Here is a 19,067-nt window from a genome sequence, read left to right as displayed (position 1 = left end):
CCGATTATTCGCCACAAATGTTCTGAAGCCGGACCCAGTCGCGGTCCGGCAAAACCTGTTCCAGGGTGCGACCTGCCATCGGGTCCGCCTCGATCAGTCCCAAGACAGTTTCACCTGTTATATCTCGGGCATACGCATAAGGCGTCGAGGGCAGGGCGGCTTGTGCAAAGACCGCCAAAAGCTGGTCATCCAAAAGCGAAGGCCGAGGCTCTGACACAACTTGTTCGGTGTAGCTGTCGATGATGGCAGGCGTAAGTCCGCCGGTTGTCAGCAAACGGAAGGCCGATGAAGCGCCGGTTCGATCCAGAAGATCATCAAGCGGGTCCGTCTGTTCCATGCGGGCACGTTCCGCAATAACGTAACCCGCTGCCACGGCAGGATCTTCAAAGTCTTCGACCAACGATTTGTTCAACACTACTGTGCCGCCAGGAAGGCTCAGACTGTCCTGAACGCCTGCGGGCAGGATAATGATCTGGCGTACACCAGTCCGCTTGGCCAGCCGATCCAGCGAAGCCTGCGCATCAACCGAAGAACAGGCGCGCCCGGAAACACGTTCAATTCGGTGCAGAATGGTTTGCCCGATCTCTTGTCGCTTGACCTGAGGCACAACCGAGACGACGTGGCCTTGCAGCGCAGCAGGCAGCCAAAACAGCAACAGGGCCAGAACAGCAGCAACGACGCCCCCAACACTCAACCACCGCAGACGACCGGGATGCGGGCGCGCGCGATCAATGGCGCGCTGCAAACGGTCGATGGCGTCCAGCATCGTGGTCTCGGTTTCGGCCAGTTCCAGCGTTTCGTCCGGGTCGCCGTCGGGGTGGAAGATGGCCGGAAAAGAGCCCGGATTCTGTCGTTCCAAGGCTGCCAAAGACCAATGGGTCAATGCCCTGTCATTAAAGTCAGAAATCGTCAGAGTGGCTTCGCCGATCGACACCACGACCTCTCGCCGTTGTTCATCGGGCGAGGGGCGCCACAGACCGGTGGCTTCGATCCGCTGGTACTTTTTCAGGGCCGTCATCTTGATGGGGTCTGCTCAGATTTGTTTTGCCACAGCTTAGCATGGGGCATTCGTTAGGCGCAAACCTGTTGCGCAGTCATTCCGAAATGTGCTGGATACCGAACAGGATTGGAACCGCCGATCTTTGATCGCAATTGGGGCGTTTACATGCAGGATCATCCAACAACTTCACCGGTGTTGGCCTCTGGCTTGATGGTCGGTGCCATGGCGATCATTGGTGTGATCGACAATGTGGTGGTTCTGTTGGCTGAAACGGTTGGCTTGTGGCAGTTCCACCTGACTCGCGCTCTGCTGATGTTTCCGCTCATTGTTGGCCTGTCTGTTCTGGGATTGGGTGGGCTGCGCCCGCGTCGTTGGGGGGCTGTCATTTTGCGCAGCCTTCTGATCACGACGGCCATGCTGTGTTACTTCGCCTCGTTGTCAATGATGCCAATTGCAGAAGCGTTGGCGGGATTGTTCACGTCGCCGATCTTCGTGTTGCTGATCTCGGCGCTTGCGCTCAAGCAGACGATTGGCCCCTGGCGCATTCTGGCTGTTCTGATGGGTTTTACCGGTATTCTCTTGGTGCTTCAGCCAAACCCGACTGACTTTGACGCGCGCACGCTTCTGCCGGTTGCGGCAGGGTTTTTCTATGCGCTGAGTTCGATCCTGACACGTTCGATGTGCTCTGAAGAAAGCACAGTGGCAATGTTGGCGGCAATGGTTACCACGCTGGCCATTGCCGGAGCGATTGGTGTTATCGCCTTCACGGTTGTTCCCGTTGAAACCCCTGACGGACCGGATGGATTTGTCACGCGTGGCTGGGTTTGGGCGTTCGGACCCGCGATGCTTTGGATAGGCATCCAGGCTGTGGGTTCAACAATCGCTGTCTATATGCTGATCAAGGCGTATCAGGTTGGCGAACCGTCGTATGTTGCGGTCTTCGAATATTCAGTCATGATTTTTGGTCCGCTCTTTGCCTTTGTCGCGCTTGGGCAGACCATCGGTGCCCTGCAAGTTTCGGGAATAGTCTTGATAGCGGCGGCAGGGGCATTGCTTGGATGGCGGGCCAGACGCTCTTCGTCGTTGCAAAAGGTGGCCTGACGCTTCCAACGCACTGAAGGGCCGGGATTCGAACAAAGAGTGCCCGCTTTTCGTTTCAGATTTCGCGATAAAGCCCGTTTATTCGGTGAGAGTGTTTACAAAAAAGCCGGAACATAAGGCAAAATTAGCCCAAATTGGGCGTAATTATGTCGGAAATAAGACGACCTTCATCTTTGGTGCTACCACTGAGACATATCAATTGGTGCCAAAGGGGGTTCGGCACGTGTCTGAAGTTACGAGTATTTCTGTTTATCTGAATAAAACGCCTGACGGTGATCCAACCAACCTGAACCAAGCGGTGAACGCACGCCGCGGAGGGTTTCTGAAAGGCACGAAAGTTGCAACCACCAGTGGCTGGAAACCCGTCGAACGGATCGCTGTTGGCGATCTTGTCCGCACGTTGGATCACGGCTTCAAAGAGGTGCGCCGCATTTCAACCAACGTTGTGGTTATCCCTGCAGACGAGCGGCGGGACGAATATCTGCCTGTTTTTGTACCGGCCCGCGCTGCGTTTAACGGACGGCCTGTCTGGCTGATGCCCGAACAGGGCATGGCGTTGACCCTGTCCAAAATCGATGCCGAAAGAGACGGGGTGTCAGTGGTGCCCGCGCGTGTGTTGAGTGGCGCAGGTCGTCTGATGTCGCAAGCACCGGGTTCTTCTTTTGAAGTCTGCTCACTGTTTTTCGACGAGGATCAGGTGATCTTTGTCGAGGGCGGCTTGCAAGCCTATTGCCCTTCGGGTCGTTTTTCGATGCGCGGGTCGCTGCATAGGCAAAGCTACGAGGTCGCAGACGACGTGGCCGCTGCGGACTTGGCCAATTTCATAGCAATCAAGGGTGATATGTCAGCCCTTGCAAACCCATTGGGTGCACTGCCTGCACCCATCCCACAGGACCCGATATTTCCGATCCGCCCGCCATCTGGGGTCAGGCGACCGGGTCGACCGGGGCGTCCGAACGCTCCGGTTCTGTTCCTGCGGCCCGAATGGCAGATCTAACCAAACACTGACAAGAACGATGCAGGCGCGTGGTTTCACGCGCCTGCATCATTGTTTCAGGCGGCTTTTGCTTCAGGATTGAAGCGGCCATAGAAGCTCTGACCTTTTTCGGCCATTTCACGCAGCAGCGATGGGCAGGTAAAGCGCTCACCATAAGCTTCGGTCAATTGATCGCAGCGTTCGGCCGCATAGGGCGTGCCGATGATATCCAGCCAGCTCAGCGGACCACCCGACCATGGGGCAAAGCCCCAGCCCAGAATCGCGCCGACGTCGCCTTCGCGGATGTCTTCCAGAACGCCTTCTTCCAATGCGCGTACCGCTTCCAGAACCTGTGCAAACATCAGACGTTCCTGCACTTCGATCAGGTCCGGTTGGTCTTTGGCGTGCGGGTACTTGTCTTGCAGACCCTTCCAGTACTCGACGCGCTTGCCCTTGTCGTCATAGTCGAAGAAGCCCGCATTGGCCTTGCGACCCAGACGGCCCTGTTCCTCCATCCAGAAGATCAGATCGTCTGAGGGGCTTTCGGGATAGGCGTCGCCCATGGCCGCCTTGGTGGCGCGGGCGATCTTGGCCCCGAGATCAATCGAAGTTTCATCGGTCAGCTGGATCGGGCCGACCGGGAAGCCAAGCTGACGCGCGGCGTTGTCGATCAGGATAGGGCTGACGCCCTCGGTGATCATGCGCGCACCTTCGTTGATATAGGGGATGATGCAGCGGTTGGCATAGAAGAAGCGCGCATCGTTGACCACGATCGGCGTTTTGCGGATCTGACGGACATAATCCAGCGCCTTCGCCACTGCGCGATCCCCGGTTTCCTTGCCCTTGATGATTTCGACCAGGAACATCTTCTCAACTGGCGAGAAGAAGTGGATACCGATGAACTGCTCGGGCCGGACCGAGGCTTTTGCCAGATCGGTGATCGGCAGGGTCGAGGTGTTCGAAGCAAAAATGCAATCCTCGGGGATGATCGCCTCTACCTTCTTGGTCATCTCGGCCTTCACGCCCGGATCTTCGAACACGGCTTCGATGATCAGGTCGCAACCTTTCAATTGTTCCAGATCGGGGGTGGCAGTGATGCGTGCCAGCAGGGCTTCTTTCTTCTCAGTTGTGGCTTTGCCACGCTTGATGCCCTTGTCCATATAGCTTTCGCTGTACGCCTTGCCCTTGTCGGCGGCTTCCTGATCACGGTCGATCAGAACAACCTCCATCCCAGCCTGAGCCGAGACCAGAGCGATACCGGCACCCATCATGCCCGCGCCCAGAACGCCAACCTTTTTAACGCGCTGATCTGGCACATCCTTGGGACGCACAGCACCTTTCTCCAACGCTTCTTTGTTCAGGAACAGCGAACGGATCATGGCCGATGAGGACGGGTTCATCAGGACATTGGTGAACCAACGCGCTTCGATTTTCAGGGCAGTGTCGAAGTCAACTAAAGCCCCTTCATAGATCGAGCTCAGCAGAGCTTTGGCCGCCGGGAACGCTCCCTGCGTCTTGCCGTTCACCATAGCGCTTGCGCCTACGAATGTCATGAAGCCAGCAGGGTGGTACGGCGCACCGCCGGGCATCTTGTAGCCCTTCGCGTCCCAAGGCTTGACCAGATCGGCATCCTTGGCGTTCAGAACCCATTCCTTGGCTGCGGCAACCGGATCATCCGAAACCGCGTCGATCAGTTGTGCGCCCTTGGCTTTCTTCGGGTCCATCATCTTGCCTTCCAGCAGGACAGGGGCCGCCGCCATCGCACCAACCATGCGGCTATAGCGCATTGTCCCGCCGCCACCTGGGAAGATACCCAGCAGAATTTCCGGCAGACCGATCTTGGATTTCGGGTTGTCAGTCATCACGCGGTGATGGCAGGCAAGAGCGATCTCGGTCCCGATCCCGGCGCATGTGCCGTTGATTGCGCAGGCAATCGGCTTGCCGCCCTTCTTAGTCTTGGGGTCCATACCTGCCAATTCCAGCTTGCGCAGAATGTGGTGGCCACCCATGACGAAATCGAACAGCGCTTGCGCGGGTTCTTCACCTGCCTCCTGGCGAATGGTGGCCAGCGTATTCAGGTCCATGCCGCCTGCAAACGAGCCCTCTTTGCCCGAAGTGATGACGATCCCCTTGATCTCATCATCGTTCAGGGCCTGATCGATCAGTTGGCTGACCTCTTGAAACGCCTCGCGGGTCAGCACGTTCATAGATTTGCCCTGGGCGTCCCAAGTTACGAAGGCGACGCCGTCCGCGTCTTTGCTCAGAGTGAAATCAGTCATTGTCATCTCCAATCTGGTCAGCCGTCAGCGGGCTGCCGTCTTTCCGGGTGAAAGAGAATCCGTTCTCATCATCCTTCACCATCATGTCTATGTCGCTGTAATAGCCGGTCTCGGTCGGGGTCCGAGTGCCCACCACCAGAAAGGTCGCAGGCGCATCGGTTCTGTTCACAAGGTGATGGCCGTTGGCTTCACCAGCGGGCCAAGCGGCGCAATCACCGGGCTGCATCTCATGCTCTCCATCGTCGTCGATCAGCACGCATGTACCGCTGAGCATGATGGCAAACTCGTCCTGCTCCATATGATAATGACGCAGCGAGGACAGAGCCTGCGGCTCAAGCCGCACGATGTTGACCCCGAATTGGGTCAGCCCACCCGCATCTCCAACGCCTTGGTTGAAACGGCCTCCGACCGCCTCAGCCAGCTTGCCGGGATAGGACGAGCCACCCTTGAACGAGATCTGAGAGAGATCCAGCTTGGGCATCAGACCCGCTCGATAATCGTTGCCGCACCCATTCCGGACGCGATGCAGAGCGTGGCAAGACCGGTTTCCTTGTCCTGACGCTCAAGCTCATCCAGCAGTGTGCCGATGATCATCGCACCAGTTGCGCCCAACGGGTGCCCCATCGCGATCGAGCCGCCGTTTACGTTCACAAGGGCCGGATCAACGTCGAATGCCTGCTGGAAGCGCAGCACGACCGAAGCGAAGGCTTCGTTCACTTCGAACAGGTCCAGATCACTGATCTTCATGCCGTTTTCGGCAAGAATCTTTTCGGTCACCGGAACCGGGCCGGTCAGCATGATGGTCGGATCGGTGCCGATCTTGGCGGTTGCCTTGATACGGGCGCGCGGCTTGAGGCCGTATTTTTCACCGAATTCCTTGTTGCCGATCAGAACAGCCGCCGCACCGTCCACGATGCCCGAACTGTTGCCCGCGTGGTGGATGTGGTTGATCCGTTCCAGATGCGGGTACTTGATCATCGCCACCTTGTCGAAGCCCGGCATCTGTTCACCCATCATCTGGAAGGACGGGTTCAACGCGCCGAGGCTCTGCATGTCAGTACCGGGACGCATATATTCGTCGCGATCCAGAATGGTCAGACCGTTCTGATCCTTGATGGTGATGACCGATTTCTCGAACCGGTTGTCTTCCCAGGCCTCCGCCGCACGTCGTTGCGATTCAACCGCCAGCGCGTCTGCGTCGTCGCGGCTAAAGCCATACTCAGTAGCGATAATATCCGCTGAAATACCCTGCGGAACGAAGTAGGTCTCCATTGCCAGCGAAGGATCAACTGCAATCGCCGCGCCGTCGCTGCCCATAGCCACGCGGCCCATCATCTCAACACCGCCAGCGATGTAAGCTTCGCCAGCGCCGCCTTTGACTTGGTTCGCCGCTAGGTTCACGGCTTCCATGCCCGAGGCACAGAAGCGGTTGATCGCCAGACCGGGGATCGACTGATCCAGGTCCGAGGCCAGAACCGCCGAGCGTGCCAAACAGCCGCCTTGTTCCATCACTTGTGTGACGTTGCCCCAGATCACGTCCTCGACGGCGTGGCCTTCAAGGTTATTGCGTTCTTTCATCGCGTTCAGGGTCAGGGCGGACAGGCGCACCGAGGTAACCTCGTGCAGGCTGCCATCCTTGCGGCCCTTGCCGCGCGGGGTGCGCAGGGCGTCATAAATGTAAGCTTCGGTCATGGGTCTTCTCCTTAAGCTCGATCCGACGGGTTGCCGGGCATCAGGTCATAGGGGTGTTTCCAGCCGGGCTGCTTGGATAACCGGGTCAGCCAGGTGTCAATATGGGGCCAGTCGGCGCGGTCAAAGCCGAATGGTTCGGGGTAATAGAGATAGCCGCAGCAACTGAGATCGGCGTTCGTCACGCCGTCGCCAACGATCCAGTCGCGACCCTCCAAATGGGCGTTCAACACTTGGTAAGCTGCCTTCAGGCGCCCTTGATTGAAAGCAATCACATCGGGATTGCGATGCTGTTCCGGGAGGAAGTTGATCAGAAAACGCGTCAAGCCCGCCATCGAACTAAGCTTGTGATTGTCCCACAGGACCCAGCGGAAAATGTCGTAATTTTCATCGCGATCCTTGCCTCCGAACTTGCCCGATTTTTCAGTCACATAAGCTTGAATGGCGCCGGACTGACTGGTGCGGAAATCACCGTCGATCAGGACAGGCGCTTCGCCCATCTCATTGACCTCAGTACGAAACTCAGGTGTTCGGGTTTGACCGTTGAAGAAATCGACAAAGACGGGCTCCCAATCCAACCCGGACATTTCCAGCGCTAAAGCAGCCTTGTAGCTGTTTCCGCTTTCTCCAAAGCAATGAAGTTTGATGCTCATGCGATCGCCCCTCCCAAGGCGCAATTGGCTAGGCCGGATTTGAGTATTTTTGAAAAGATGAAGGTCTGTCAGTAACCTTTGATCAACCATCTTCGAATTCAATGGTCCCGCGGTACAGGCTGGAGAGCCGATGACCGCAAAAGGTGAAGTCGTCCCTGTCCTGGTGGCGAGTGCGCCCTGTGGCAGGGACGCGTCGCCGCTTCATCTTTTCACAAATACTCCCGCCGGAGGCATCCGGCATTTAGGCTAGCGTTGTCATCGTAAGTTCACCGCATTGGCTCATCTTTTCCGCGCCTCAAGCTCAGAGTTGAAGATACGCAAGCGGTGGGTCAGGTTTTCCTCATCAATCACGCTGTTGAAATTCTCGAACAAAAAAGACAAAGCCTCACCTTCGTCCAGACCAGCCTCTCGCGCGAACGCTTTGAGCTTGCGGTACCCGTCCTCAGTCATGGCGACAGGAAAGCGACGTGTCAGGCGAAAACGCTTTGGCATTTGGGTCCTCCGGTGGTCTGGGTCCGGGCAGGGTTGCCCGAACCCACACTGAGATCAGAAGTTCGCCGCGTCCAGTGCCATTACCGTGTCCGCACCCGTCTGGATGCGCGCCAGGTGCATCCCGGTCGCAGGCAAGCGGCGTGCCATGTAGAAGCGGCCGGTGTTGATCTTGGTCTCGTAGAACTCTTTGTCCGATGCACCACCGTCCAGAGCATCTTGTGCAGCTTTCGCCATCTGCGCCCACATCAGGCCCAGGCAAACATGGCCGAACATGTGCATAAAGTCGTACGAACCAGACAGCGCGTTGTTCGGGTTCTTCATGCCTTCCTGCATAAAGTACATGCCAGCGGCCTGCAGGTCCTTGGATGCAGCTTTCAGCGGCTCGATGAACGCTTTGTCATAGGCTTCGTCCTTGCCGCCGTTTTCCTTGCAGAAGGTTTTGACCATCTGAAAGAACGCCATGACGTGCTTGCCGCCGTCCTGCGCCAGTTTCCGGCCAACCAGGTCAAGCGCCTGAACGCCATTTGCGCCTTCGTAGATCATCGCGATACGGGCGTCGCGGGTGTATTGCGACATGCCCCATTCTTCGATGTAGCCATGGCCGCCATAAACCTGTTGCGCCTGCACGGTCATGTCATAGCCCTGATCCGTCAGGAAACCCTTGATGACCGGCGTCAGCAGCGAGATCAGCCCATCCGCGTCTTTGTCACCCGAGCGATGCGACTTGTCGAGCATCGTCGCGCCCCAAAGGATGAACGCGCGCGCGCCCTCGGTAAAACTTTTCTGATCCATCAGGTTGCGGCGGATGTCAGGGTGTACGATCAATGGATCGGCGGGGCCGTCCGGGTTCTTCACGCCGGTTACGTCCCGGCCTTGCAAGCGGTCCTTGGCATATTCCAGAGCGTTTTGGAACGCGGCCTCGGCCTGTGCCAGACCTTGCATCCCCACACCAAGACGCGCTTCGTTCATCATGGTGAACATGGCGCGCATGCCTTTGTGTTCTTCGCCCAAAAGCCAACCGGTGGCCTCGTCATAGTTCATGACGCAGGTCGAGTTGCCGTGGATGCCCATTTTCTCTTCGATCTTGCCGACCGAGACGCCGTTGCGCTCACCCGGTGTGCCGTCTTCGTTGACGATGAACTTCGGCACGATGAACAGCGACACGCCCTTGATGCCATCAGGGCCACCGGGGATCTTGGCCAGCACCAGGTGGATGATGTTGTCGGCCATGTCGTGATCACCGGACGAGATAAAGATCTTCTGGCCAGAAATCTTATAGCTGCCATCGCCCTGCGGTTCCGCTTTGGTGCGCATCAGGCCCAGATCGGTGCCGCAATGCGGCTCGGTCAGGTTCATGGTCCCGGTCCATTCACAGCTGACCATGTTCGGCAGGTACTTGTTCTTTTGCTCGTCAGTCCCGTGCGCCAGGATCGCAGAGGCCGCGCCATGCGTCAGACCCTGGTACATGGTAAATGCCTGGTTTGAACCCGAGAACATCTCGCCCACGGCGGTGCCCAGTACATAGGGCATGTTCTGGCCGCCATACTCTTCCGGCATGTCGAGGCCAGTCCAGCCACCTTCCTTCATCTGCTCGAAGGCGTCTTTGAAACCGGTAGGAGTGTACACAATACCGTTTTCCAACCGGCACCCTTCGGTGTCCCCTACGACATTCAGCGGATGCAGGACGTTGGTGGCTACCTTGCCAGCCTCTTCCAGAACCGCGCCGGTAAACTCGGCTTCCAGTTCGCTATAGCCGGGAATATCCGACTGAGAGATTTTCAGAACGTCGTGCAGGATGAACTGCGTGTCTTTGGTTGGCGCGTTGTAAACGGGCATGTGAAGCTCCCTTAATTCATATGTCCGGATGGCGGGGCTAGGTTACTCGGCCGCCTTCTTTTCCTGTTTCATCGAGGCGATGACTTTCTCGCCCCAGCGCAACTGCTCTTTCAGATCGTCGATGGCTTGCGTCAGCTCGCGGCGGCGTTCTTCCATATCCGCCAGACGTTCCAACGCGATTTCATATGTGCGGGTCATCTGAGTGACCTGCTGGTCGCCCACATGGTACAGATCCAGAAGTTGGCGGATCTCTTCCAGGCTGAAGCCAAAGCGTTTCCCGCGCAGGATCAGTTTCAGCCGCGCCCGGTCACGTTTGGTGAACAGACGTTTTTGGCCTTCGCGGATCGGGAACAAAAGTTCCTTGGCCTCGTAGAACCGCAAAGTGCGTGGCGTGACATCGTAAGTCTCGCACATCTCGCGGATTGTCATCACATCTTCGGTCATTCGTCATACTCTCGTCACTGGCGTCATGAGACATGAGTTGCGCAGTTGCTTTGAGCTTTACAACACGTGAGTGACGTTTACGTAATTCAGACGCTGCGTCACTTCAAAGTTGACGTAACATCCAAACGCGTAAACGGGCTTTCGCGTAATTTTCTTGCCCTAAGGTCAAGCCTGAGCCCCAGCTTTTGCGTGCAAAAAAGCTGTGCGCACACGCGTGAGGTGTGTCGCGAGACAGAGTGTACAGGAAAGAATTCCGAAGCGACGGAAGACCTACTTCAGGGACTTTGCTGTCTGGTCGCGCAGGCGCTTCAGTTCGTCCATGGCTTCGTCAAGTTGCTCGCGTTGCTGCTCAAGCTCGCTCATTTGGCGGTCCGCCATCTCAACAAAAGTAGCCATTTGAGCTTCGTTGCCCTGATCCTCATAGATCAAAAGCCATTGGCGAATCTCTTCCAGCGGGAATCCAAACTTGCGGCCACGCATGATCAACTTCATCCGGGCGCATTCCCGCGCGCCATAAAACCGGGACCGGCCTTCGCGATCTGGTTGCAGAAGTTCGATGTATTCGTAATAGCGCAGGGTGCGCGGTGTTACATCGAACTCGGCGCACATCTCTTTGAATGACAAACGGTTGTTGGACATTCCTGGTCTCCTTGCCAGCAACCTAGGCGGTCCCGATCCCAAGCGCAACAGGTGGGCTTGCCCTTTGCCGAAACAGCGGCTCATAAAGGAAGGGACGAGAACAGGACAAATGCCAATGGTCGACAAGACAGTACTAGCCCGCCAATTTATCGAGGCGATCCCTCATGCGCGGGCCCTGAACCTGACGCTGACCCATATTGGCGAGGGCGAAGCAGAGATCACGCTGCCATACAACGAAGATCTGATCGGAGACCCGCGCACCGGCGTGATCCACGGCGGGGCAATCTCGACCATTTTGGATACGTGCTGCGGTGCTGCGGTGATGAGCCACCCATCGGCACCCGGGGGGACTGCAACCATAGACTTGCGGATCGACTATATGCGCGCGGCAACGCCGGGTCAGACAATCACGGCACGCGCGACCTGCTATCACATCACGCGGAATGTGGCGTTTGTGAGGGCGACTGCCGTTGACAATGACACAGACCTGCCTGTGGCAACCGCTGCCGGGTCATTTACGGTTGAGGGGAAGTAACATGGCAAAACCGCGGCCTGAACCGATGCAGGTGGTCAAACAACGGCGCGATGCGGCATTGCGCGCGCTGGTTGTTGGCGTACCCTATATCCGCTTTCTCGATATCAACTTCGACCGGCGTGGGGATGAACTGACCGGTGTGTTGAATTTCGACGACAAACTGATCGGCAACCCGTTTTTGCCTGCGATTCACGGCGGCGTCACGGCCGCCTTTCTCGAAGTGACCGCTGTCATCACTCTCAGTTGGGAACACATGTTCCCGCGCATCGAGAGTGGTGAGATCGATGGTGAGGCCATCGTGACCGACCCGGACATCCGCTTTCCCAAGACAATCGACTTTACCGTCGATTACCTGCGCTCGGGCTTGCCGCGTGATGCTTACGCACGGGCTTTTGTCAGCAGGTCGGGGCGGCGTTATGCTTCGGTCCGGGTCGAAGCCTGGCAGGACAATCATGCGAAACTGTTTGCGCAGGCATCAGGGCATTTCCTGATGCCTCAACCCCCCAGAGACAAGAGCTGACGATGCAGGACGCGTCGGCGCCCATCACGCACAGACGGGTGCTGAAGATCGCAGTCCCGATCGTGCTGTCGAACGCGACCGTGCCTATTCTTGGCGCGGTAGACACGGGCGTAGTCGGTCAAATGGGGCAGGCCGCACCTATCGGTGCCGTGGGTATGGGCGCGGTTATACTGGCTTCGATCTACTGGATCTTCGGGTTTCTGCGCATGGGCACGACTGGCCTGGCTGCGCAGGCGCGCGGGGCAGGTGACATCGCTGAAACAAGGGCTTTGCTGATTCGAGGGCTTCTGCTGGGCGCGGCAGCGGGCGTGTTCTTTGTCCTCGCGCAGGCGGCAGTCTTTGCTGGGGCATTTGCCCTGTCGCCCGCCAGCCCCGAGGTTGAGTCACTGACGCGTGCTTACCTTGAGATTCGCATCTGGGGCGCTCCGGCAACCATTGCTTTGTATGCCGTGACCGGATGGCTGATCGCGGTTGAACGGACGCGTGGCGTTTTCATTCTGCAAATCTGGATGAACGGGCTGAATATCATTCTGGACCTTTGGTTTGTTCTGGGGCTGGGATGGGGCGTCGAGGGTGTCGCTGTGGCCACCCTGATTGCCGAGTGGACTGGCTTGGCGCTGGGCTTGTGGCTGTGCCGGGATGGGTTCGAAGGCAAAATCTGGCGTGACCGGGCCCGGATTTTCGATGCCGCGCGCCTGCGCCGAATGATGCAGGTCAACGGTGACATCATGATCCGTTCCGTCCTTTTAACAGGCTCGTTCACGACCTTTTTGTTTGTCGGCGCGGATCTGGGCGACGTGACGTTGGCCGCCAATCAGGTTCTTCTGCAATTCCTTGAGATCACAGCCTTCGCCCTGGACGGGTTCGCCTTTTCGGCCGAGGCTTTGGTCGGTGGCGCAGTTGGTGCGCGGGATCGGCACCAGCTGCGACGCGCCAGTATCATGGCATCGCAATGGGGGCTTGGTGGAGCCATATTACTTGGGGCTGTGTTCTTCCTGGCTGGCCCGGCCCTGATTGATCTGATGTCAACCTCGCCCGAGGTGCGTTTGGCCAGCCGCGACTACCTGTTCTGGGCGGCATTGGCCCCGATTATTGGTGTGGCCAGTTGGATGTTCGATGGCATCTACATTGGTGCCACCTGGACCCGGGCCATGCGCAACGCAATGATTCAATCCGTGGCGATCTATGTAATCGCGCTGTTCATTTTAGTGCCGAGCCTCGGAAATCACGGTCTGTGGGCCGCGCTTATGGTTCTGAACATCGCGCGGGGTGTGACGATGGGCTGGCGCTATCCCAAGCTGGAAGCGCAAGTGGCTTAGAGCAGTGTCAGCAGGTTCTCAGGTGGACGCCCGATGGCGGCTTTGTCCCCGGCAATGGCAAGGGGGCGTTCGATCAGGATCGCGTTTTCCGCCATGGCGCGGATCAAGTCGTCATCTGATGCGGTCTTTGTCAGCCCCAATTCCTTGAACCGTTTTTCACCGGTGCGCACCATATCAATCACAGGCAATCCCAGTGAAACGTGCGCGGCCCGTACTTCGTCTGCTGAGGGCACATCTTCAAGGTATTTTCGCAGTTTGATCTTTGCGCCATTCTCCTCCAACAGCGCCAACCCGGCGCGGGATTTGGAACAGCGGGGGTTGTGCCAGTATTCGATCACAGCCAATCCTCTCGTTTACTGCCAACGGCTTGGTCAACGCTGTCAAAGCCATCGCGGGCCAGCAATTGATCCAGCCCGTGCGCGATGTCAGCGGCAAGTGAGATACCACCGTAAACCATGGCGGTATAGAATTGTACGGCAGACGCCCCGGCGCAGATCTTGGCGTAAGCTTGCTCAGCATTGCTGATGCCGCCGACGCCGATCAGCGGGATTTCTCCATCGGTCAACTGGCTCAGCTTCGCCAGCACACGGGTGGATTTTTCGAACAAAGGCGCGCCAGACAATCCTCCGGCTTCCCCTTTATGCGCGCTAAGCAACCCATTCCGCGACAGCGTGGTGTTGGTGGCAATCACAGCGTCCACGCGGGTTTCGCGAGCGACCTCAGCAATGTCCTGCAATTCCGGTTCAGTCAGATCAGGCGCAATTTTCAGAAAGATCGGAAGCGGGCGGGGCAGAGCATCGCGTGTTTCGATCACACCATTCAACAGCGCGGTCAGCGCGGCCTTGCCCTGCAAATCGCGCAGTTTTTCCGTGTTCGGTGACGATACGTTTACGGTAGCGAAATCTAGATGTGCCGCGCAATGGGCCAGAACTTTCGCAAAATCACCAGCGCGGTCTTCGCTGTCTTTATTGGCCCCGAGGTTCAGGCCGATCACTGCGTCTTTGGGGCGCTCTGCCAGCCGTTTGGCCATCACCTCCATGCCTTCGTTGTTGAAACCAAAGCGGTTAATGGCTGCCTTGTCCTCGGTCAGGCGAAACAGGCGTGGTTTGGGGTTTCCCAGCTGCGGACGGGGCGTGACTGCGCCCACCTCGATAAAGCCAAACCCGGCGCGCGATAGGGGTGCGAGAACCTCGCCATTCTTGTCAAAACCAGCGGCCAGACCGACCGGGTTGGGCAGATCCAACCCCGCCACTTTGGTTTTCAGGCGCGGTGTTGTCACTGTTCCCGGCGCGGGTGTCAGCCCGGACTTCAACGCCTTGATCGACATGCCATGTGCAGCTTCGGGGTCCATGCGGTGCAGGGCGCTCAGCCCCAGTTTTTCAATCAGCTTCATCCGAAGGCCTTTCCGCTTTCCCCGGATCCACACCGGATCAGGCGCGAGGTTTCGACTGCAGCCTGACGGTGGATCACTGCGGCCCGGTACACTGGGTCTGTCACCATTTCAAGGAACGCGTGCGCGGTCGGATAGCGGGCGATAAAGACGGCATCCCAGACCTCATCAACCGGTCCGATGAGAGTTGTTTCAAACACCCCACGCCACAAAATACTTGCCCCAATACGCGCAACAATCGGCGCGGTTTCAGCACCGTATTTCTGATAGGCTTCTGCCCCTGTCAGCCCCGCGTCTGCCAATTCATGCGACGCGGGATACTGTGCTACGGCCCGGAATTTAACCAGATTGAGCATTTCGATCGGCTGGTTGCGATCCAGCGCTTTGAATGCTTCGAACTGATCCCGATCCGGGTCGATAAAGGATGTCATTCCATGTCCTCGGGGAACTGGTGTACAGCACCGTCAAATGGCAGAGGGCGCGACCAGACAACGTCGCCAAGCCGGATCTGGCGATAGAGATGCGGGAATAGGGCACCGCCCCGCGAAACTTCCCATTTCAGATCGTCGCCCATGGCGTCGGCATTACAGGCCAGTAACGTCAGATCATCCACACCTGCGAAGTGTTTCGCCGCCGTCTCAGCAGCTTGTTCAGCCGTTGAAAAATGGACAAAGCCATCGGTGACATCAATTGGCGCGCCATCTGTTGCGCCCTTGTCTTGCAAGGCAGCCCATTCATCGGCCCGGAAAATTTTGTAAATCAGCATATCGATCTGATGCCCCGCGCGGCGTTCGGAATCAAGCTGGATTTCCTCTTTGACTCTCGCTCTCCATAAGCGCACGATCTTTGAAAATATAAACAGGGAGATTCAGTATGTTGACCCGATTCTTGGCGTCTGCTGCAATTCTTGGCCTCACTGCCGGTATGGCGGCGGCCGAATACAAGTTAACCATTCTGCACACCAACGACATTCACAGCCGCATCGAGTCGATCAATAAATACGATTCAACTTGCGACGCTGAGGATGAAGCGGAAGGCAAATGTTTTGGCGGGGTTGCGCGCCTTAAGACGATCGTTGATTCCCGCCGTGATGCGCTGGCGGATCAGAATGTTCTGCTGCTGGACGCGGGCGATCCTTTCCAAGGGTCGTTGTTCTACACCACTTACAAGGGCGCAGCAGAAGCCGAGTTTATGGAAGCGATCGGCTATGACGTCATGGCCGTGGGGAACCACGAATTCGACGACGGCCCTGAAGGCTTGGCGTCGTTCATTGAAACGGTCAGCTTCCCGGTGATTTCAGGCAATCTGGACCTGTCATCGTCGGCCGAGCTGAACGGCAAGGTTGAAAACCATGTTGTGCTTGATATCGGCGGCCAGAAAGTCGGTATCATCTCGGCGCTCGCTACGGATACGGTTGAGACGTCCAGCCCCGGCAAGGACGTTGTGTTTCAGGACGAGATCGAAAGCCTGAAGGCGGATGTGGCGGCACTGCAGGATGAAGGCGTCAACATCATCATCGCCTTGAACCATGTGGGTCTGGCCAAGGATCTTGAGATCGCAGCGCAGGTTCCGGGCCTCGATCTGGTGGTCGGTGGTCATTCGCACACGCTGTTGTCGAACACGCAGGAGGGCGCGGCCGGGTCGTATCCAATGATGGTTGGTGACGTGCCGGTGGTTCAGGCTTACGCATATTCAAAATACCTGGGCGAGATCACCCTGACCTTTGACGATGACGGCAATCTGATTGCAGCCGAGGGCGAACCCATTCTTCTGGATGCCTCTGTCACGCCTGACGCGGATATCGCAGCCCGCGTGGCCGAAATGGGCGCGCCGATTGAAGAGATGAAGCAACGCGTTGTTGCAAACTCAGGCGCAGCAATTCAGGGCGACAGGTCGATCTGCCGTGTGCAGGAATGTGAAATGGGTAACCTTGTGGCCGATGCGATGCTGGCCCGTGTTGCCGATCAGGGCGCGCAGATTGCGATCGCCAACTCAGGCGGCCTGCGTGCGTCTATCGACGAAGGTGACGTAACCATGGGTGAAGTGCTGACGGTTCTGCCGTTCCAGAACACGCTTTCCACTTTTGAGATCACCGGTCAGACCGTCATCGACGCGTTGGAAAATGGCGTCAGCCAGGTTGAAGAGGTAAAAGGCCGCTTTCCGCAAGTTGCGGGCCTGAGCTTTACCTGGGATCCTAGCGTGGCCCCGAACGAAGGCCGCATCAGTGAGGTCATGGTAGCCGAAGGTGACGGATTTGTTCCGATTGATCCGAACAAGACCTATCTCGTTGTGACCAACAACTATGTTCGCAATGGCGGTGACGGGTATTCGATGTTCGAAGGTGACGACAAGAATGCCTATGATTTCGGCCCTGATCTGGCCGATGTCACAGCCGAATATCTGGCGGAAAACGCGCCGTATCAGCCCTATCTGGACGGGCGTATCAAGCAGAAGTAAATTCTGCCACCTGAAACAAGAAAGCCGCATCCGGGTGATGCGGCTTTTTCTGTTTCACGGCCTGTCAGCTGAAATCGTATTCCGGCCAAAGCGATGGGTCCAAGTCGTCCAGCATAGGGCGCAAATGTTCGGAGACGCTCTGCCATCCACCAATGGATTTGGTTGAAATTTTGTTGCGAACCTGATCGATGCTAGCTGTTCTGACCTGTTTGGTGTTTTGCTCGGGTCGCATCATGGCCTCGCTCCATTCAATGCCGCAAAACGCGGCGACCTGTTTGCTGTAGGTCTCCGGGTCGGCCACCAGCTTCTCATAAGGAATGGTCAGGATGTTTTCGCCAAACACGGACTGCCAATGCGCCATGTACTGGCGGTACAAGTTCGCCGAATGAGCAATCGACCGCAGATTTGACGCATAACGCATCCCACCTGCAGGAAAGCGGCGAATCCACTTGGACAAGCCGACATCGCGGGGATCTCGCAGCATGTTGATTATCTTGGCATTTGGGAACGCGGCCAGCAGGAACCCCACTCGCTGAAAATTGTGGGGCATCTTGTCGACAAAGGCGACCGAATCCGCGGGGATTGGCGGCATTAGCTTACGGAATTCCTGCGCAAATTCGGTTGCCTTCGCGGCGGTGAAAGCGTTTTTACCGTTCTCGAAGTCTTGGGATAAGTCCGCGCCCAGCATTAACTCGCCACACCCAGCAATATGTGGCGCAGAACTAAGCATCATTTCCATCAGTGTGGTACCAGACCGCGGCTGCCCAAGTACAAAGATCGGTACCGGTGAATCGTTGTTGTCAGAGGTTTGAATGTCGTCGCCGAGCGGGAACAGGCTTGTGATATTGCGAAGTTTTTTCTCTTCTGCAGCAAAGTTATATGGATTGCCGTCGTGCTGAATCGCATTGGCGTAAGCAAATTGCGACAGCGCCGCGTCAAGACCATCGGTTTGGGAAATCAGATGCGCTTTGGCGAACTCAAGCTCCACCAGCACGTTCTCGTTACTGGCGATAGCGATCTCAACTGCGTCCATCAGGTTCACCGCATCCTCCTTGCCGACCATTGTCGACAATTGCAGCAATGTCGGGGCGTGCTCAGGATTTTCCTCAAGGATACGGTGCAGAATCTCGGTAGATGCTTCTTTATCGCCGCTTTGGTGCAGATTTACGGATTTCTGGAAGGAGATCTTAATATTGTTCGGGTCCAGTTCATAGGCACGCGCAATATCACGGGAGTTTTCATCGACAAATCCAATCTTGGAATAGGCTCGGGCCCGCTTGGTCAACAAATCAGCATTGTCGGGGTCATTGGCCAGCTTGTTGGTTGCGTGTTCAATGATCGAACGCCACGATGTACCTTTGAGGTGTATCTCATCCAGAACTCGGTTCAGTTCCTTGTTGTTGGGGAACTGTTCCAATTTTTGTTCGGTGTATTCCAGCGCTTTGGGAAACTGGCCGATCTGCATCAGAGCGTTGGCGAGGTTTTCCACGAATTGCGGATCATCCGGTTTCATCCGCGAGGCTTCGACGAAATGCGGAATGGATTTCTTGTATTGTTTCATCTCGGTCAGAACAAAACCGGCGATGGCGTGAAAGTCCGAGTCCTTGGGGAATTTCTTGACGCCCAGCTGCGCCTTTTTCAAAGCCTGTGGCAACTTTTCTGCTTCCAGAAGGGAAATCGCTTTGCTCTTGAGGGATTGAGTCGTTTGGTTTTTCATGTGACCCGTAAGATCCTGCG

The 19,067-nt window shown here is 56.9% G+C and carries 20 protein-coding genes; 6 read left to right on the top strand and 14 right to left on the bottom strand.

The features are described 5' to 3' along the window. Nucleotides 1-4 precede the first annotated feature (4 nt). Nucleotides 5-1,018, bottom strand: a complete 1,014-nt coding sequence (locus tag GS636_RS04755; RefSeq protein WP_171668627.1) for a hypothetical protein — start codon at nt 1,016-1,018, stop codon at nt 5-7. A 147-nt stretch (nt 1,019-1,165) separates the two neighbouring features. Here GS636_RS04755 and GS636_RS04750 point away from each other — a divergent pair, with 147 nt between their 5' ends. Next, complete coding sequence (locus GS636_RS04750) at nt 1,166-2,101, top strand: DMT family transporter (RefSeq protein WP_171186195.1); 936 nt, start codon at nt 1,166-1,168, stop codon at nt 2,099-2,101. A 223-nt stretch (nt 2,102-2,324) separates the two neighbouring features. Next, nucleotides 2,325-3,098 carry a Hint domain-containing protein gene (locus GS636_RS04745; RefSeq protein ID WP_371808691.1) on the top strand — a complete coding sequence of 258 codons (774 nt, stop codon included), beginning with the start codon at nt 2,325-2,327 and terminating at the stop codon, nt 3,096-3,098. A gap of 56 nt (nt 3,099-3,154) precedes the next feature. Here the strand turns inward: GS636_RS04745 and GS636_RS04740 are convergent, their stop codons facing one another. The 8 genes from GS636_RS04740 to GS636_RS04705 all read right to left on the bottom strand — a co-directional run bounded on the left by GS636_RS04740 (nt 3,155) and on the right by GS636_RS04705 (nt 11,109). Continuing rightward, nucleotides 3,155-5,356, bottom strand: coding sequence for a 3-hydroxyacyl-CoA dehydrogenase NAD-binding domain-containing protein (locus GS636_RS04740; RefSeq protein ID WP_171668626.1), 2,202 nt, complete (start codon nt 5,354-5,356; stop codon nt 3,155-3,157). Beyond that, nucleotides 5,349-5,837: a cupin domain-containing protein gene (locus tag GS636_RS04735; protein ID WP_171668625.1), complete on the bottom strand. Its 489-nt coding sequence runs from the start codon at nt 5,835-5,837 to the stop codon at nt 5,349-5,351. Before GS636_RS04735 ends, GS636_RS04740 begins: the two co-directional genes overlap by 8 nt. After that, nucleotides 5,837-7,048, bottom strand: coding sequence for an acetyl-CoA C-acetyltransferase (locus tag GS636_RS04730; protein WP_171668624.1), 1,212 nt, complete (start codon nt 7,046-7,048; stop codon nt 5,837-5,839). Before GS636_RS04730 ends, GS636_RS04735 begins: the two co-directional genes overlap by 1 nt. Before the next feature lie 11 nt (nt 7,049-7,059). Continuing rightward, on the bottom strand, nt 7,060-7,698 hold the full coding sequence (locus GS636_RS04725) for a glutathione S-transferase family protein (protein WP_171668623.1): 639 nt from the start codon (nt 7,696-7,698) through the stop codon (nt 7,060-7,062). 279 nt (nt 7,699-7,977) lie between these two features. Further along, nucleotides 7,978-8,190, bottom strand: a complete 213-nt coding sequence (locus GS636_RS04720) for a hypothetical protein (protein ID WP_171091078.1) — start codon at nt 8,188-8,190, stop codon at nt 7,978-7,980. Between the two features lie 54 nt (nt 8,191-8,244). After that, nucleotides 8,245-10,026, bottom strand: coding sequence for an acyl-CoA dehydrogenase C-terminal domain-containing protein (locus GS636_RS04715; protein WP_171668622.1), 1,782 nt, complete (start codon nt 10,024-10,026; stop codon nt 8,245-8,247). Between the two features lie 42 nt (nt 10,027-10,068). Beyond that, nucleotides 10,069-10,470 (bottom strand): MerR family DNA-binding transcriptional regulator, encoded by a 402-nt coding sequence (locus GS636_RS04710; protein WP_171091075.1) that lies wholly within the window; start codon nt 10,468-10,470, stop codon nt 10,069-10,071. A gap of 270 nt (nt 10,471-10,740) precedes the next feature. Next, nucleotides 10,741-11,109 (bottom strand): MerR family DNA-binding transcriptional regulator, encoded by a 369-nt coding sequence (locus GS636_RS04705; RefSeq protein ID WP_171186184.1) that lies wholly within the window; start codon nt 11,107-11,109, stop codon nt 10,741-10,743. A 115-nt stretch (nt 11,110-11,224) separates the two neighbouring features. On the opposite strand from GS636_RS04705, the gene GS636_RS04700 reads away from it, so the two are divergent. The 3 genes from GS636_RS04700 to GS636_RS04690 are packed head-to-tail and all read left to right on the top strand — an operon-like array spanning nt 11,225 to nt 13,483. Beyond that, nucleotides 11,225-11,644 carry a PaaI family thioesterase gene (locus tag GS636_RS04700; RefSeq protein ID WP_171091070.1) on the top strand — a complete coding sequence of 140 codons (420 nt, stop codon included), beginning with the start codon at nt 11,225-11,227 and terminating at the stop codon, nt 11,642-11,644. A 1-nt stretch (nt 11,645) separates the two neighbouring features. Beyond that, complete coding sequence (locus tag GS636_RS04695) at nt 11,646-12,164, top strand: PaaI family thioesterase (RefSeq protein ID WP_171668621.1); 519 nt, start codon at nt 11,646-11,648, stop codon at nt 12,162-12,164. A 2-nt stretch (nt 12,165-12,166) separates the two neighbouring features. Continuing rightward, nucleotides 12,167-13,483 carry an MATE family efflux transporter gene (locus tag GS636_RS04690; RefSeq protein WP_171668620.1) on the top strand — a complete coding sequence of 439 codons (1,317 nt, stop codon included), beginning with the start codon at nt 12,167-12,169 and terminating at the stop codon, nt 13,481-13,483. On the opposite strand, the gene arsC is transcribed toward GS636_RS04690, so the two are convergent. Genes arsC through GS636_RS04670 form a run of 4 tightly spaced genes read right to left on the bottom strand, consistent with a single transcriptional unit; the run spans nt 13,480 to nt 15,639 of the window. Further along, entirely contained in the window at nt 13,480-13,821 is a 342-nt protein-coding gene (gene arsC / locus GS636_RS04685) for an arsenate reductase (glutaredoxin) (RefSeq protein WP_171668619.1), read from the bottom strand. The two genes, GS636_RS04690 and arsC, sit on opposite strands and share 4 nt — an antisense overlap. After that, the gene (locus GS636_RS04680) at nt 13,818-14,876 is read right to left on the bottom strand and encodes a quinone-dependent dihydroorotate dehydrogenase (protein WP_171668618.1); all 1,059 of its coding nucleotides are present in this window, start codon (nt 14,874-14,876) and stop codon (nt 13,818-13,820) included. The genes arsC and GS636_RS04680 overlap by 4 nt, the downstream gene beginning before the upstream one ends. Then, nucleotides 14,873-15,304, bottom strand: coding sequence for a DUF1330 domain-containing protein (locus GS636_RS04675; protein ID WP_171668617.1), 432 nt, complete (start codon nt 15,302-15,304; stop codon nt 14,873-14,875). The genes GS636_RS04680 and GS636_RS04675 overlap by 4 nt, the downstream gene beginning before the upstream one ends. Next, nucleotides 15,301-15,639: a DUF952 domain-containing protein gene (locus GS636_RS04670; protein WP_171668616.1), complete on the bottom strand. Its 339-nt coding sequence runs from the start codon at nt 15,637-15,639 to the stop codon at nt 15,301-15,303. The genes GS636_RS04675 and GS636_RS04670 overlap by 4 nt, the downstream gene beginning before the upstream one ends. A gap of 107 nt (nt 15,640-15,746) precedes the next feature. On the opposite strand from GS636_RS04670, the gene GS636_RS04665 reads away from it, so the two are divergent. Then, complete coding sequence (locus GS636_RS04665) at nt 15,747-17,330, top strand: bifunctional UDP-sugar hydrolase/5'-nucleotidase (protein ID WP_171091055.1); 1,584 nt, start codon at nt 15,747-15,749, stop codon at nt 17,328-17,330. A 64-nt stretch (nt 17,331-17,394) separates the two neighbouring features. Here the strand turns inward: GS636_RS04665 and GS636_RS04660 are convergent, their stop codons facing one another. Beyond that, nucleotides 17,395-19,047, bottom strand: a complete 1,653-nt coding sequence (locus tag GS636_RS04660; RefSeq protein WP_171668615.1) for a sulfotransferase — start codon at nt 19,045-19,047, stop codon at nt 17,395-17,397. Nucleotides 19,048-19,067: the final 20 nt, after the last annotated feature.

This window comes from Ruegeria sp. HKCCD4884 (genome assembly GCF_013110855.1).
Lineage (GTDB): Bacteria > Pseudomonadota > Alphaproteobacteria > Rhodobacterales > Rhodobacteraceae > Ruegeria.
The sequence above is the reverse complement of the archived record's forward strand: the minus strand, read 5'-3'. Positions and strand labels throughout refer to the sequence as shown.

Excerpts from the sequence above, each read along its gene's own strand:
- GS636_RS04700 (WP_171091070.1), top strand. The coding sequence starts at position 11,225 with ATGGTCGACAAGACAGTACTAGCCCGCCAATTTATCGAGGCGATCCCT.
- GS636_RS04695 (WP_171668621.1), top strand. The coding sequence starts at position 11,646 with ATGGCAAAACCGCGGCCTGAACCGATGCAGGTGGTCAAACAACGGCGC.
- GS636_RS04730 (WP_171668624.1), bottom strand. The coding sequence starts at position 7,048 with ATGACCGAAGCTTACATTTATGACGCCCTGCGCACCCCGCGCGGCAAG.
- GS636_RS04750 (WP_171186195.1), top strand. The coding sequence starts at position 1,166 with ATGCAGGATCATCCAACAACTTCACCGGTGTTGGCCTCTGGCTTGATG.
- GS636_RS04715 (WP_171668622.1), bottom strand. The coding sequence starts at position 10,026 with ATGCCCGTTTACAACGCGCCAACCAAAGACACGCAGTTCATCCTGCAC.
- GS636_RS04665 (WP_171091055.1), top strand. The coding sequence starts at position 15,747 with ATGTTGACCCGATTCTTGGCGTCTGCTGCAATTCTTGGCCTCACTGCC.
- GS636_RS04725 (WP_171668623.1), bottom strand. The coding sequence starts at position 7,698 with ATGAGCATCAAACTTCATTGCTTTGGAGAAAGCGGAAACAGCTACAAG.
- GS636_RS04755 (WP_171668627.1), bottom strand. The coding sequence starts at position 1,018 with ATGACGGCCCTGAAAAAGTACCAGCGGATCGAAGCCACCGGTCTGTGG.
- GS636_RS04710 (WP_171091075.1), bottom strand. The coding sequence starts at position 10,470 with ATGACCGAAGATGTGATGACAATCCGCGAGATGTGCGAGACTTACGAT.
- GS636_RS04660 (WP_171668615.1), bottom strand. The coding sequence starts at position 19,047 with ATGAAAAACCAAACGACTCAATCCCTCAAGAGCAAAGCGATTTCCCTT.
- GS636_RS04740 (WP_171668626.1), bottom strand. The coding sequence starts at position 5,356 with ATGACTGATTTCACTCTGAGCAAAGACGCGGACGGCGTCGCCTTCGTA.
- GS636_RS04735 (WP_171668625.1), bottom strand. The coding sequence starts at position 5,837 with ATGCCCAAGCTGGATCTCTCTCAGATCTCGTTCAAGGGTGGCTCGTCC.
- GS636_RS04680 (WP_171668618.1), bottom strand. The coding sequence starts at position 14,876 with ATGAAGCTGATTGAAAAACTGGGGCTGAGCGCCCTGCACCGCATGGAC.
- GS636_RS04670 (WP_171668616.1), bottom strand. The coding sequence starts at position 15,639 with ATGCTGATTTACAAAATTTTCCGGGCCGATGAATGGGCTGCCTTGCAA.
- GS636_RS04705 (WP_171186184.1), bottom strand. The coding sequence starts at position 11,109 with ATGTCCAACAACCGTTTGTCATTCAAAGAGATGTGCGCCGAGTTCGAT.
- GS636_RS04720 (WP_171091078.1), bottom strand. The coding sequence starts at position 8,190 with ATGCCAAAGCGTTTTCGCCTGACACGTCGCTTTCCTGTCGCCATGACT.
- GS636_RS04675 (WP_171668617.1), bottom strand. The coding sequence starts at position 15,304 with ATGACATCCTTTATCGACCCGGATCGGGATCAGTTCGAAGCATTCAAA.
- GS636_RS04690 (WP_171668620.1), top strand. The coding sequence starts at position 12,167 with ATGCAGGACGCGTCGGCGCCCATCACGCACAGACGGGTGCTGAAGATC.